The sequence below is a fragment of the Streptomyces sp. P9(2023) genome (genome assembly GCF_032436795.1).
Lineage (GTDB): Bacteria > Actinomycetota > Actinomycetes > Streptomycetales > Streptomycetaceae > Streptomyces.
Genome location: NZ_JAUPWM010000005.1, coordinates 283354 through 296760 on the forward strand (window position 1 = coordinate 283354; position 13407 = coordinate 296760).

Here is a 13407-nt window from a genome sequence, read left to right on the forward strand (position 1 = left end):
AGCCGCACCACCTTGATCCGAGGCTGAATCCGTCCCAGACCATACTGCTATTCATGAAAAGCGGCAAGGCTGGTTGGCGTTGCGCTTACTGTGTAAAGCGGCAAGGTTGAAACTCGACATCAGCGCAGGAGGAGCCGTGGGCGCCAGTGAGTGGGTCAGTACCTCGATGCCGTATCTGAAGCCGGGGGAGGCGGGGCAAGGTGATGCCTGGGGTGCCGAGGCGGCAGCCCGAGGTCACCGAGGCAGCCAGCGCATCGTTCACGCGGGCGAAGTGGTGGCACCGCCGGAGGTGGCCGAGTTGCTCGGGGTCGCCGAGGGTGAGGAGGTCGTCGTGCGTCGGCGCATGATGTATCTCGACGACCAGCCCTGCGAATTGACGGACACCTACTATCCCGTGCATATCGCCCGGGGCACCCGCCTCGCCGGGACGGCCAAGATTCCGGGCGGTGCCGTCACGCTCCTCGCGGAGCTCGGCCACGTCGGCGTGCGGGTTCGCGAGGACGTGATCGCCAGGCTGCCCCGCCCGGACGAACGGGAGGCGCTGCGGACCGGGCCGGATCAGCCCGTCCTGCAACTGACGCGCACCACGCTGGACGGCGATGACAGGGCGATCCAGGTGGACATGATGACGATGCCTGCCGACCGTCAGCGACTGCGATACGAGATCAGAATCGGATGACCGTCCCGATGAACGAAGCGAACGCGTTCGATCACCGCTCTCTGCACGGGCGGATCGCCGCGGACCTGCGCGACGAAATCATGAGCGGCGACCTCGCTCCTGGGGCCAGACTGCCCTCCACCGTGCAGCTCAAAGCCAGGTTCGACGCCTCGAACGCCACGATCCAGAAGGCACTGCAGTTGCTCAAGGGCGAGGGCCTGGTCGTCGGACGCGCCGGCGCGGCGGTGACGGTCCGCGAACACAGGCAGCGGACCATGCGGCCTGCTTCGTACATGGCGCCGGCCGAGTCCGGAGCCCCGTATCGCTGGCTCACCGAAGCGGCCAGGCAGGGCGCCGAGGCTCGCAGTACGTTGCTGGAGGTCGCGGAGGCCGCCCCGCCGGCCGACGTCTCCGCCGCACTGAACCTCGCCGAAGGTGAAACGGCACTGCTACGCAGTCAGGTGCTCTCCCTCGACGGAGAACCGGCGGAGCTGGTCAAGTCCTACTATCCGCTCGACATCTGCCGTGGGACGGCGATGGCGGAGAAGCGCAAGATCAGGGGCGGCACCCCCACCCTGCTCGCAGACCTCGGCTTCCCGCCCCGCGTCAGCGTGGACCGCGTCTCCGCCCGCGTACCCACGCAGGAGCAGTACCGACTCCTGCAACTGCCGAGCGACCTTCCGGTGCTGCGCACGTTGAGGGTCGTGTACAGCGACAACGACCGCCCGATCGAGGCGACGGTCATGGTGAAGGCCGGACACCTCTACGAGGTGCAGTACGAGTTCGCGTCAGGCTAACGAGCAGCAGGGGTGCGGTGGCGGCCCGCTGCTGCCGCTGCCAGGCGGCCCAGGGCCTCTTGTTTGGCGCAGGGGTGGGCGCCCAGTCGGGTCTGGCGGGCGACGATGGTGCGTTCCGAGCGCATCAGGCGCCAGCCTCGGCGGAGGAGGAAGGGGACCGACTTGCGGCCTTCCCTGAGGTCGCGGAGGAGGCGGCGGCGGAAGGTCGTCGAGGGGCGGCCGCGGAGGCAGAGCGCGTCGGCGAGGACGCCGAGTTCCTGGCAGCGCTCCACGATCTCGGCCGCGAAGATCCCTTCCGCCACGAAGAGCGGGGTCCGGCCGATGTCCAGGGCCTCGCGGTCCACGCGGGAGCTGGTGGCGAGGTCGTAGACGGGGACGTCCGTACGGCCCGTGCGGCACAGGTCCATGATCGCCGCGACGGCCGCGTCCGCGTCCCAGGAGCCCGGGGCGTCCCAGTCGATGTCGGCGCTGCCGGTGACCAGCGGGAGCGTCGGGTCGTCGGCCTCCTTGTAGAAGTCGTCGAGGCGCAGGACCGGGAGGCCGGTGACGGCGGCGAGGGACGACTTGCCGGAGCCTGAGGGGCCCGCGAGCAGGACGACACGAGTCGGGATCGGTTGGGAACTCACGGGACACCAGTGTGAACCATTCCCCCGGGCAGGGGACCCCCGAGGGAGGGGGTTGGTATCGAGAGTCACATCTCAACTACGCTCGGTCGTTGAGCGATTACCCTACGTCTAAGGACTCTCATGGCGCGTCACAAGGAATCCAGGACCTCCCGCCGCGGCGCCCTGCTGAAGGCCGGGCTGACCGCGACGGCCGTCGGGGCGGCCGTGCTCGGACTCGGCGCCGCGGGCGCCCAGGCCGCCCCCGCCGCCCCACTGCCCCTCGACACGCTGGCCGGCAGCGACGCCGTCGCGGCGCTCGGGGCCACCGGGCACGTCGTGGGCCCGCTGACGAGCCTCCAGCTGGACCCGCTGGCGAACACCGGGGTCGACCCGCTGGACAACGGGCTCGGCACCCAGGTCGCCGACTTCAAGCCCGTGGGCACGAACCTGGTGACGGACCACGTCACGAAGGGCGGAGGCCTTGACGATCTGCCGGTCGTCGGTCAGGTGACGGGGCTGCTCCCGACGAATTAGCGGCCTCTCCCGGTGCGGTTCGCAGGGGGACCTGCCGTACCCCCCAGGCCACGGCGAAGGCGAGCGCGGCGAGCACGGCCGTTCCCAGGAGCACCCCGTGCAGCCCGCTCGTCACCGCCGCCGCGAAGTCGTCCCGTAGGGGTGAGGGAAGCTCCCGTGCCTGGGCGGGAGTCAGCGCGGTGTCCGCGCCGCCCAGCCGCGATGTGAAGACCGCGCCCAGCACGGCCACGCCCAGCGAGCCGCCGATCGTGCGGACCAGGGTGACCGTGCCGCTCGCCGCGCCCATGTCCCGTAGCTCCGCGCTGTTCATGGTGATCAGGAGCGTGGACTGCATCAGGAAACCCATGCCCGCCCCGATGACGAGCGTGAGCGCGGAGGCGACCGGGGTCGGGGTGATGACGTCGAGTGCGAGCAGGGCGAGCGCGCCGGCCGTCATCAGCGCGCCGCCGAGGATCGGGTAGATCCGGTAGCGGCCGGTGCGGGTGATGATCCGGCCGGTCAGCAGCTGGACCGCGAGCATGCCCAGCATCAGGGGCAGCAGCAGCATGCCGCTCGCCGTGGACGACTGGCCGCGCGCGAACTGCAGGTACTGCGGCAGGTAGTTCATCGCCGCGAGCATGCCCGCGCCGACCAGGAAGCTGAGGATCTGGGCGAGGGTGAAGTTGCGGCTGCGGAAGAGCCGGGGCGGGATGACCGGTTCCTCGGCCCGCCGTTCTGCCCGTACGAAGAGGGCGAACGCCACCACCGCGACGGCGGCCAGGGCCAGGATCTGGGGTGAGGTCCAGGCGTAGGTGGTGCCGGCCCAGCTCGCGAGGAGCGTCAGGGCGAGGATGCCGAGGGTGAGCAGCAGGGCGCCGGGCCAGTCGACGCGGGCGCGGATCCGTTCCGTACGGACCTTGATGCGGAGCCCGACGATCAGCAGCGTGACGATGCCGACCGGGACGTTGACGTAGAACGTCCAGCGCCAGTCGAGGTGATCGGTGAGGAAGCCGCCGAGCAGCGGGCCGCCGACGAACGCGACGGGCAGCATCGCGCCGCTGATCGACTGCACCTTGGCGCTGTCGCGCGGCGCCACGAGTACCCCGATGAGCGCGAACGCGCCGACCATCAGACCGCCGGCGCCGATGCCCTGGAGGGCCCGGAAGGCGATGAGCTGGTCCATGCTCCGGGCGAGTCCGGAGAGGACGGAGCCGGCGAGGAAGACGGCGACAGAGGCGAGATAGCTGCCTTTACGTCCGTACAGGTCGCCGATCTTGCCCCAGAGGGGCGTGGCGACGGCGGCGGTGAGGAGGTAGGAGGTGACCACCCAGGAGAGCTGGTCGAGGCCGCCGAGCTCACCGACGACGGTGGGGAGCGCGGTGCCGATGATCGTGCCGTCGAGGGTGGCGAGAACGATGCCGAGCATGAGGCCGGTGACCCCTAGGTAGGGGATGCCCGACTCGTCTGTGTGCGGTGTCTGCTGCGTCGTCATGGCTTCAGGACCCGTACGGGTTCTTGGTGCGGGCCTCGCGGAGCGCATCGGCCCACCAGGCGAGTTGATCGAGCATCGCCTTGGCGGCGGCGTCGGCCGCCGGGTCGGTGGCCTTGCCCTCGGCGTCGAACTGGCCCCAGACGCCCTGGAGCCCGACGGCCTCGCGGATGGTGACGGCGTGGAGTTCGGCGAAGACCCCGCGCAGATGCTCGACCGCGCGCAGGCCGGCGGAGAATCCGCCGTACGCGACGAAGCCGACGGGCTTGGCGTGCCACTCGGTGCCGTGCCAGTCGATGGCGTTCTTCAGCGAGGCCGGATAGCTGTGGTTGTACTCCGGGGTGACGACGACGAAGGCGTCGGCGGCGGCCAGGCGGGGCGAGACGGCGGCGAGGAGCGCGCGGTGCGCCGGGTCGGCGGGGGCCTGGCCGAGCTGCGGGAACGTCGTGGGCAGCGGGGTCTCGGCGAGGTCGATCAGGTCGGTGGTCAGGTCGGGACGGGCCGAGGCGTGTGCAAGGAGCCAGTTCGCGACGACGGGGCCCAGGCGGCCGTCGCGGGTCGAGCCCTGGATGACGGCTAGGCGGAGCGGCGTGGTGGTCATGGGTCCCCCTGGGAGCAGTGGATGCGAATGTGTACGGCGTATTCTGCGGTGTACAACGTACACGTGAGTGTGTACGACGTCTACTCTGCTTACGCTGTACGCGACGAAAGGGAGGCGCCATGGTCAAGAAGGACGACGACGTACCCGAGGTGTCTCTCTGGGAGCGCCTGGAGCGGCCGGTGTCCGCGCAGCGGACGTCACTGACCCCGCGGCGGATCGCCGAGGTCGCCATCGGCATCGCCGACACCGAGGGCTTCGCCGCCGTCACCATGCGGCGGATCGCCACCGAACTGGGCGTCGCGCCCATGGCGGCGTACCGGCACGTCTCGGGCAAGGACGACCTGTGGGCGCTGATGGTGGACCAGGTCTCGGCGGAGCTGGAGCCGGCGGAGGAGGTGACGGCGGAGGGGGCGACGGCGGAGGGGGCGACGGGCTGGCGCGAGACGCTGCGCGCGTACGCCCTGTCGACCCGGGAGACGATGCTCCGGCATCCGTGGCTGGCCCAGCTGCCGGCGCCGCTGTTCGCGCTCACGCCGAGGCGGCTGGCGGCGGCGGAGCGGCAGTTGGTGTCGCTGGACGGGCTGGGGTTGGACGTCGACACGATGATGGCGGCGTTCCGGACCGTCAGCGCGTTCGTGCAGGGGGCGACGCAGGCGGAGGTGTCCCTGGCCCAGTACATGAAGGAACAGGGCTGGGAGAGCGGCGACGACACCCGGCGGGGGCTCGCGCCCCAGATGTCGTACCTGATGGAGACGGGCCGCTACCCGACGTACCGCGCGTATACGCGCGGGGCGGCGCGGAAGGACGACGCGGGGTGGCAGTTCGGGGTGGGGTTGGAGTGCGTGCTGGATGGGGTCGCCGGGCTGGTGGAGCGCGGGCGGGCATGAGAAAGCGGCCCCCGGTGGGACCGGGGGCCGATTCTCACGCTGCTAGTACGACGAGCCGCTCGCGCCGAGTGAACCCGTCGGGTGCCAGACCGTCTTGGTCTCCAGGAAGGCTGTCAGGCGGTCCGTGGTCGGGGACTCCGTGAAGTCCACCGGGCGGGGGCGGAGGACGCGCTTGAGGTTGTCCGCCGCCGCGATCTCCAGGTCGCGCGCCAGGTCCGCGTCCGCGCCCGTCAGGTCGATCGCGTTGACGTCCTGGTGGGCCGCCAGGTGCGGGCCCATCTCCGCGGCCTTGCCGGACAGGATGTTGACCACGCCGCCCGGCAGGTCCGAGGTCGCCAGGACCTCGCCCAGGGAGAGCGCCGGCAGCGGGGACTTCTCCGAAGCGATCACGACCGCCGTGTTGCCCGTCGCGATCACCGGGGCGATGACAGAGACCAGGCCCAGGAAGGACGACTCCTGCGGGGCCAGGACCGTCACGACGCCCGTCGGCTCCGGGGTCGACAGGTTGAAGTACGGGCCCGCCACCGGGTTCGCCCCGCCCACGATCTGGGCGATCTTGTCCGTCCAGCCCGCGTACCAGACCCAGCGGTCCACGGCCGCGTCGACGACCGTCGCCGCCTTGGACTTCGACAGCCCCTCCGCGTCCGCGACCTCGCGCGCGAACTGCTCGCGGCGGCCCTCCAGCATCTCCGCGACGCGGTAGAGGATCTGGCCCCGGTTGTACGCCGTCGCGCCCGACCAGCCGCCGAACGCCTTGCGCGCCGCGACGACCGCGTCACGGGCGTCCTTGCGGGACGAGAGCGGCACGTTCGCCAGCCACTTGCCCTTCGAGTCCGTCACCTCGTACACCCGGCCGCTCTCGGAGCGGGGGAACTTGCCCCCGACGTACAGCTTGTAGGTCTTGAAGACGTTCAGACGCGTCGTAGAAGACTCAGACATCGAGGTACGCCTCCAGGCCGTGGCGACCGCCCTCGCGGCCGAAGCCCGACTCCTTGTAGCCGCCGAAGGGCGAGGTCGGGTCGAACTTGTTGAACGTGTTGGCCCAGACGACGCCCGCACGGAGCTTGTTCGCGACCGCGAGGATGCGGCTGCCCTTCTCCGTCCAGATGCCGGCCGACAGGCCGTACTGGCTGTTGTTGGCCTTGGCGACCGCCTCGTCCGGCGTACGGAACGACAGCACCGACAGGACTGGGCCGAAGACCTCGTCGCGGGCGATGGTGTGCGCCTGCGTGACGCCCGTGAAGAGCGTCGGGGCGAACCAGTAACCGGCCGACGGGATCTCGCAGGCCGCCGTCCAGCGCTCGGCGCCCTCGGCCTCGCCCTGCTCCACCAGCGAGGTGATGCGGGCCAGCTGCTCCGAGGAGTTGATGGCGCCGATGTCCGTGTTCTTGTCGAGAGGATCGCCGAGGCGCAGCGTCGAAAGCCGCCGCTTCAGGCTGTCGAGCAGCTCGTCCTGGATCGACTCCTGGACCAGGAGGCGCGAGCCCGCGCAGCAGACCTGGCCCTGGTTGAAGAAGATGCCGTTGACGATGCCCTCGACGGCCTGGTCGATCGGGGCGTCGTCGAAGACGATGTTCGCGCCCTTGCCGCCCAGTTCGAGCGTGACCTTCTTGTCCGTGCCGGCGATCGAGCGCGCGATGGCCTTGCCGACGGCGGTCGAACCGGTGAAGGCGACCTTGTTCACGTCCGGGTGCGCGACGAGCGCGGCGCCCGTCTCCCCGTAGCCGGGAAGGATGTTGACGACACCCTTCGGCAGACCCGCCTGGCGGCAGATGTCCGCGAAGAACAGGGCGGAGAGCGGCGTCGTCTCGGCGGGCTTCAGGACGACCGTGTTGCCGGTCGCGAGCGCCGGGGCGATCTTCCACGCCAGCATGAGCAGCGGGAAGTTCCACGGGATGACCTGGCCGGCCACGCCCAGCGGGCGGGGGTTCGCGCCGTAGCCCGCGTGGTCGAGCTTGTCGGCCCAGCCCGCGTAGTAGAAGAAGTGCGCGGCGACCAGCGGGAGGTCCGCGTCGCGGGTCTCCTTGATCGGCTTGCCGTTGTCCAGGGTCTCCAGGACGGCCAGCTCGCGGCTGCGCTCCTGGATGATCCGGGCGATCCGGAAGAGGTACTTGGCGCGCTCGGAGCCGGGCAGCGCCGACCACTTCTCGAACGCCTTCCGCGCCGCCTTCACCGCGCGGTCGACGTCCTCGGTGCCCGCCTGGGCGACCTCGGAGAGGACCTCCTCGGAGGACGGCGAGACGGTCTTGAAGACCTTGCCGTCGGCCGCCTCGACGAACTCGCCGTCGATGAACAGGCCGTAGGAGGGGGCGATGTCGACGACGGAGCGGGACTCGGGCGCCGGTGCGTACTCGAATACAGATGCCATGATGATCAGTCCACCGTCACGTAATCGGGGCCGGAGTAGCGGCCGGTCGCCAGCTTCTGACGCTGCATGAGCAGGTCGTTGAGCAGGCTGGAGGCACCGAAGCGGAACCAGTGGTTGTCCAGCCAGTCCTCGCCGACGGTCTCGTTGACCAGGACCAGGAACTTGATGGCTTCCTTGGTGTTACGGATGCCGCCGGCCGGCTTCACGCCGATCTGGACGCCGGTCTGCGCGCGGTAGTCGCGCACCGCCTCCAGCATCAGGAGCGTGTTGGCCGGGGTGGCGTTGACCGCGACCTTGCCGGTCGAGGTCTTGATGAAGTCGGCGCCCGCCATCATGCCGAGCCAGGAGGCGCGGCGGATGTTGTCGTACGTGGAGAGCTCGCCGGTCTCGAAGATGACCTTCAGGCGCGCGGCGCCGGAGGCCTCCTTGACGGCCAGGATCTCCTCGTAGACCTTCAGGTACTTCCCCGCGAGGAAGGCGCCGCGGTCGATCACCATGTCGATCTCGTCGGCCCCGGCGGCGACGGCGTCGCGGGTGTCCGCGAGCTTCACGTCGAGCGCGGCGCGGCCGGCCGGGAAGGCGGTGGCGACGGAGGCGACCTTGACCGTGGAGCCCTTCAGGGCGGCCTTGGCGGTGGCCACCATGTCGGGGTAGACGCAGACCGCCGCGGTCGGCGGGGTCGTACGGTCGGTCGGATCGGGGTTGACGGCCTTGGCGGCGAGCGCCCGGACCTTGCCCGGGGTGTCCGCGCCTTCGAGCGTCGTCAGGTCGATCATGGAAATGGCCAGGTCAATGGCGTAGGCCTTGGCCGTGGTCTTGATCGAGCGGGTGCCGAGGGACGCGGCGCGCGCCTCCAGGCCGACGGCGTCGACGCCGGGCAGCCCGTGGAGGAAGCGGCGCAGCGTGCCGTCGGACGCGGTCACGTCGGCGAAAGCGGATGCTGCGGATGCAGTGGTGGGCATGGTCACCAGTCGAGCATATCTACGCGCGTAGCGGCCTGTACAGCCCCGCACGTCACGGAGGGAGTTCGTGACCTCTGTCACGGCGCTGTGACATGGAGCGGACAAGTCCTGGATACAAGATCATTAGATTCTTTCTCAGCAGCCAGCCAGAACTCACCCGGCCCCAACCGAACGAGATGTCAGCGGCATGCGGCTCTTCCTCACCCACCTGTTCTGATGCACAGGAGTCGTTATGCGCACCGCCCTCCGCACCGCCGTCGCCACCGCCCTCGTCGCGGGCGTCGTCCTCACCACCCCGGCCCTCACGGCCGGCGCGGCCTTCGCCGCCGACGGCCCGGTGGCCGTGAAGCCGGCCGACCAGATCGCCGAGCCTGGCACCCTCGTCCGGACCGAGACGCTCATCGGCGGCACGATCGCCAAGATATACAAGGTCAGCGCGCTCCACCACCGCGCCGAGCTGTTCTCCGGGGGCAACCCCGTCGGGAGGCTCGACGCCGACGCCCGCCCGGTGGCCGGCAACGACAACGGCGAGTTCTTCGTCCTCTTCCCTGACGGCCGCACTCTGAACTGGGACCGCACCTACCTCGGCGGTGTCACGGCCGGGAAGTACTGGCTCGCCGACGGCACGCTCGTGGAGGTGGCGATCAAGGACGGTCTCTACGGGCTGCAGCTCGTCAAGGACGGCAAGGGGCAGGGCTTCACCTACCTCGACAGCGACCGCCGGGTCTACGTCTTCGGCAAGGCCGTCGTCGTCCTGGAGAGCACCGGCGGGATGTCCGCCCACATCGTGGGCGGGCAGCTGCAGGCCACCCCGCGGCGGGACGGTGGCACCCCGACTCCGTCCACGTCGGCTCCGCTTCCCGGCGGTGAGGTCTACATCGGCAACTGCGTCGTCCAGCAGGTCATCCCCTCGGTCTTCGGCGGGGCCTGGACCGTCACCCTCACCAACGACCTGAAGAAGGGCCCGAAGGCCGTCCTCAAGGACGAGGGCGGCAAGGTCCGGGGCACTGCCGACCGCGCCCACCCCTTCGACAGCCGTGTCGGTCTCAAGATCGAGGGCGCGAACACCCTCACCCCGCGGCTCGGCCAGCGCACCCAGGGCGGCGACACGCCGTTCCGCTGGACCGCCTTCCCCGTGCTCGTCGACACCTGCGTGAAGGACGACGAGACCGCCTCCCCGGCGCCGTCGGCCACCACCGCCCCGGCCACGGCCCCCACCACCCCCGCCACGGGCACCGGTACCACCACGAAGGCCGGGCAGACCTCCGTCCTGCCGAAGGGTGGCGTCGCCGCCGGGGCCGAGGTCGGGACCGGGACGGACAACACCGTGCTGCTCGCGGCCGGTGCGGGGGCCGCGTCGGTGGTCGCGGCCGGGCTCGGGTTCGTCGCCTTCCGCCGCCGTACGGCGGGTGACCGCGGCTGACCGCGCGTACCGCCCTTCTGACCTGCCACTGACCCGAGCAGGAGCACCACCCACCCCTGGCCGGCCGGCGCACCCACACCCCGTGCGCCGGCCGGCCGCACCCGTTCGGAGCCCCCCGTGAACCGCCGCCGTACCGCCCCCGCCCTGCTTCTCCTCGCCGCCCTGGCCGCCCTGACCGGCTGCGCCGGTGCCGCCGAGCCGGTGGCCACGCCGCCCGCGAAGGTCACCGAGGCCCAGGCGCCCGCGCCGACGGCGTCCGTCGCCCCGCTGCGGCGCTCCGAGCCGGTCCGGGTCCAGGTGCCGGCCGCCGGGGTCGACACCGGGCCCGTACCGAAGCTGGGGCTCGCCGCCGACGGGACCGTCGAGGTGCCTTCCGTCGCCGAGGCCGACCGGATCGGCTGGTACGACAAGGGCGTGACCCCCGGCGAGACCGGCCCCGCGATCCTGATCGGCCACTTCGACACCGCCCGCGGCCCCGCCGTGCTCAAGGACGTCGCCAAGGTCCGGGTCGGCGACGAGATCACCGTCACCCGCGCCGACGGCACCACCGCCGTCTTCCGGGTGCGTGAGCTGGAGCAGGTCGACAAGAAGGCCTTCCCGACGCGGAAGGTCTACGGCGACACCACCCGCCCCGAACTGCGGCTCATCACCTGCGGGGGAGAGCTGGTCGACGGCCACCGGCCCGACAACATCGTTCTCTACGCCGATCTGGTCACCCGAGCCGCCTGAGCCGCGCGGCGGGCGCTGAGGCAGAATCGGCTCCATGACGAGCCCCCAGCCGCCCGCCGAGCCGGCCTTCGCCGACCGTGTCTTCCGTTCGCCCCTCGGGATCACGGGCGGGGTCCTGCTGATCGGGCTGACCGCGTGGTTCTGCGTGGACGCGATGGTCCGGGGCGCGGGGCGCACGCCGTGGCTGGCGCTCGCGAGTCTGCTGCTCGTGGTGCCGCTCGTGGTCGCGTTCACGATCCGCCCGGCGGTGTACGCCAACGAGGAGCGGCTGCGGATCCGTAACCCCTTCCGGTACGTCTCGCTGCCCTGGGCCTCGGTCGCGGACGTCCGGGCCGGGTACTCCAGCGAGGTGCTCACCCAGGGCGGGGACAAGTTCCAGCTCTGGGCCGTGCCCGTCTCGCTGCGTCAGCGCAAGCGCGTCGCGCGGCAGCAGGCGCGCGCCTCCCAGGACGATCCGCACGGCCGTACGTCGGTCAACGCGCGCGTGGACGACCGGGGCCGGCTCGCTCCGGCCGACCAGACGATCGCCGATCTGCGCGAGCTGGCCGAGCGGTGCGCGAACCGCCCGGAGGCGCAGGGGGAGCCGCAGGTGCGCTGGGCGTACGAGATCCTCGCGCCGGCGGCGGCGGGGCTCGTCCTGCTGGTGATCCTGCTCGCCACGGGCTGAGCGCGTGGCGTCGGTGGTCCTGCTCGGCCACGGCTGGGCCTGTTCCGCCGGTGGTCCTGATCGCCACCGGCTGAGCCTTTCCGTAGCGTTTCGTACGCCTCTCCTGCCGCGTACCTATGAATCCCTTCTGCACCCTGGACGGGTGCCCTGCAGGCGTCCTAGGGGCAACCGCCCGGTGAAGCGTGCACTCGGCAATTGGTTTAGACCCCAACTACCACCGCCGTCTCAATAGGTTGTCCCTGCCGAGACTGTGGGGGTGGGGGCATTGGTCACATCAGGGAAGCGCTGTCTGTTCGACATAGGAATCGACGGACGCTACAGCTGGCGGCTCGTTGCGCAGAACGGTCGGGTGATCGCCCGTTCAGGGGAGTGCTATCCGGATCACGCGAGCTGTCGTGTCGCTTTCGAGAGGCTTTGCGCGGGTCAGGGGGGTATGGCGGGATGTGTCCAGCACACCGTAGAGGGCAACGGCTGGATCTGGCTGCTCAGAGACGTGCGGGGGAGAACCGTCGCCGTCTCCGGACGGGCCTACGAAAGACATGCGACCTGTCGGTCGGCATACGACCGATTCCGGGTGCTGCTCGCTCAAGAAGGGGCGGATTGGGTCTCAACTTCCCTGTTGTAAACGGAAGTTGCCCCTAGCACTCCTCTCGTTCACGTTGCGTCGCGGGGACGTCCACCGGACCGGATGACCGTCGTCCCCGTGACCACAGAGACGACAGACGCACCGAGACGACTGCACAGCGACCCCGGTCTGCCCGACCGGATCTTCCGTACCGTCGCGCGGAGCGGCGGCGGATTCGTGCTCACGGTCATGGTGCTCGTCGGAGGCTTTCTGCTGCTGCGCGCCTGGCAAGCGCTCTCCCGGGCCGGGTGGTCGTTCCTCTCCACCGAGGCCTGGGAGCCGGACGCCGGCCGCTTCGGGATCGCCGCCGTCATCGTCGGGACCGTCCTGATCGCGCTCGTCGCGATCGTCGTCGCGGTCCCGCTCGCGACCGGCGCCGCGCTCTACATCTCCGAGTACGCGCCGCCGCGGCTGCGCAAGACGCTCATCTCCACCGTGGACCTGATGGCCGCCGTGCCGTCCGTCGTCTACGGCCTGTGGGGCGTCTTCTTCCTGGAGGAGTCGATCCTCCCGATCGCCCGCTGGATCGCCACGTACTTCGGCTGGATCCCGCTCTTCCGGGTCGACGGCGCCGACCCCTCCGACCCGCTCGCGCCGCCCACCGTCTACACCTCGTCGACCTTCGTCGCCGGCCTCGTCGTCGCGATGATGGTCGCGCCGATCATCTGCTCGATCATGCGCGAGGTCTTCTCGCAGGCCCCGGCCGGCGAGCGCGAGGGCGCGTACGCGCTCGGCGCCACCCGCTGGGGCATGATCCGCAGCGTCGTCCTGCCCTTCGGCAAGGGCGGCATGATCGGCGGCACCATGCTCGGCCTCGGCCGGGCCCTCGGCGAGACCATCGCCGTCTACATGGTCATCTCGCAGGTCTTCACCGTGCAGTGGCACATCCTCCAGACCGGTACGAGTTCGGTGTCGTCGCTCATCGCGCTGCGCTACGGCGAGGCCACGACCTTCGGCATGTCCGCCTTGATGGCCGCCGGCTTCGCGCTCTTCGTCATGACCCTGATCGTCAACTTCGCCGCCTCGTCCATCGTCGCCCGCAGCCGTTCCGGCGCCTCCAGCGACGCGTAAGGGAGCCCCGTC

15 protein-coding genes are annotated in these 13407 nt (G+C 70.6%); 9 read left to right on the forward strand and 6 right to left on the reverse strand.

Annotated features, from left to right (window positions below):
* The first annotated feature begins 136 nt into the window (after positions 1–136).
* Both Q5762_RS10675 and Q5762_RS10680 read left to right on the forward strand, forming a co-directional pair.
* Positions 137–679, forward strand: a complete 543-nt coding sequence (locus Q5762_RS10675) for a UTRA domain-containing protein (protein WP_315891765.1) — start codon at positions 137–139, stop codon at positions 677–679.
* Positions 676–1455: a GntR family transcriptional regulator gene (locus Q5762_RS10680; RefSeq protein WP_315891766.1), complete on the forward strand. Its 780-nt coding sequence runs from the start codon at positions 676–678 to the stop codon at positions 1453–1455. Before Q5762_RS10675 ends, Q5762_RS10680 begins: the two co-directional genes overlap by 4 nt.
* Here Q5762_RS10680 and Q5762_RS10685 read toward each other — a convergent pair.
* Positions 1452–2081: an ATP-binding protein gene (locus tag Q5762_RS10685; RefSeq protein WP_315891767.1), complete on the reverse strand. Its 630-nt coding sequence runs from the start codon at positions 2079–2081 to the stop codon at positions 1452–1454. The genes Q5762_RS10680 and Q5762_RS10685 overlap by 4 nt on opposite strands.
* 120 nt (positions 2082–2201) lie before the next feature.
* On the opposite strand from Q5762_RS10685, the gene Q5762_RS10690 reads away from it, so the two are divergent.
* Positions 2202–2594, forward strand: coding sequence for a hypothetical protein (locus Q5762_RS10690; protein WP_315891768.1), 393 nt, complete (start codon positions 2202–2204; stop codon positions 2592–2594).
* Here the strand turns inward: Q5762_RS10690 and Q5762_RS10695 are convergent.
* Together Q5762_RS10695 and Q5762_RS10700 are read right to left on the reverse strand one after the other, a co-directional pair.
* On the reverse strand, positions 2524–4065 hold the full coding sequence (locus tag Q5762_RS10695; protein ID WP_315891769.1) for an MDR family MFS transporter: 1542 nt from the start codon (positions 4063–4065) through the stop codon (positions 2524–2526). The two genes, Q5762_RS10690 and Q5762_RS10695, sit on opposite strands and share 71 nt — an antisense overlap.
* A gap of 4 nt (positions 4066–4069) precedes the next feature.
* The gene (locus tag Q5762_RS10700) at positions 4070–4663 is read right to left on the reverse strand and encodes an NAD(P)H-dependent oxidoreductase (protein WP_315891770.1); all 594 of its coding nucleotides are present in this window, start codon (positions 4661–4663) and stop codon (positions 4070–4072) included.
* 119 nt (positions 4664–4782) lie between these two features.
* Here Q5762_RS10700 and Q5762_RS10705 point away from each other — a divergent pair, with 119 nt between their 5' ends.
* Positions 4783–5550 (forward strand): TetR/AcrR family transcriptional regulator, encoded by a 768-nt coding sequence (locus tag Q5762_RS10705; RefSeq protein ID WP_315891771.1) that lies wholly within the window; start codon positions 4783–4785, stop codon positions 5548–5550.
* A gap of 42 nt (positions 5551–5592) precedes the next feature.
* On the opposite strand, the gene Q5762_RS10710 is transcribed toward Q5762_RS10705, so the two are convergent.
* Genes Q5762_RS10710 through deoC form a run of 3 tightly spaced genes read right to left on the reverse strand, consistent with a single transcriptional unit; the run spans position 5593 to position 8880 of the window.
* On the reverse strand, positions 5593–6489 hold the full coding sequence (locus Q5762_RS10710) for an aldehyde dehydrogenase family protein (RefSeq protein WP_315891772.1): 897 nt from the start codon (positions 6487–6489) through the stop codon (positions 5593–5595).
* The gene (locus Q5762_RS10715; RefSeq protein WP_315891773.1) at positions 6482–7918 is read right to left on the reverse strand and encodes an aldehyde dehydrogenase family protein; all 1437 of its coding nucleotides are present in this window, start codon (positions 7916–7918) and stop codon (positions 6482–6484) included. The genes Q5762_RS10710 and Q5762_RS10715 overlap by 8 nt, the downstream gene beginning before the upstream one ends.
* A 5-nt stretch (positions 7919–7923) precedes the next feature.
* Positions 7924–8880 carry a deoxyribose-phosphate aldolase gene (gene deoC, locus Q5762_RS10720; RefSeq protein WP_315891774.1) on the reverse strand — a complete coding sequence of 319 codons (957 nt, stop codon included), beginning with the start codon at positions 8878–8880 and terminating at the stop codon, positions 7924–7926.
* Between the two features lie 232 nt (positions 8881–9112).
* On the opposite strand from deoC, the gene Q5762_RS10725 reads away from it, so the two are divergent.
* The 5 genes from Q5762_RS10725 to pstC all read left to right on the forward strand — a co-directional run bounded on the left by Q5762_RS10725 (position 9113) and on the right by pstC (position 13395).
* Positions 9113–10303 carry a hypothetical protein gene (locus Q5762_RS10725; protein WP_315891775.1) on the forward strand — a complete coding sequence of 397 codons (1191 nt, stop codon included), beginning with the start codon at positions 9113–9115 and terminating at the stop codon, positions 10301–10303.
* Between the two features lie 117 nt (positions 10304–10420).
* The gene (locus tag Q5762_RS10730) at positions 10421–11032 is read left to right on the forward strand and encodes a class F sortase (RefSeq protein WP_315891776.1); all 612 of its coding nucleotides are present in this window, start codon (positions 10421–10423) and stop codon (positions 11030–11032) included.
* Positions 11033–11066: 34 nt separating this feature from the next.
* The gene (locus Q5762_RS10735) at positions 11067–11699 is read left to right on the forward strand and encodes a PH domain-containing protein (protein ID WP_315891777.1); all 633 of its coding nucleotides are present in this window, start codon (positions 11067–11069) and stop codon (positions 11697–11699) included.
* A gap of 256 nt (positions 11700–11955) precedes the next feature.
* Positions 11956–12324: a DUF1508 domain-containing protein gene (locus tag Q5762_RS39935; RefSeq protein ID WP_399494854.1), complete on the forward strand. Its 369-nt coding sequence runs from the start codon at positions 11956–11958 to the stop codon at positions 12322–12324.
* A gap of 78 nt (positions 12325–12402) precedes the next feature.
* Entirely contained in the window at positions 12403–13395 is a 993-nt protein-coding gene (gene pstC, locus Q5762_RS10740; RefSeq protein ID WP_315891778.1) for a phosphate ABC transporter permease subunit PstC, read from the forward strand.
* Positions 13396–13407: the final 12 nt, after the last annotated feature.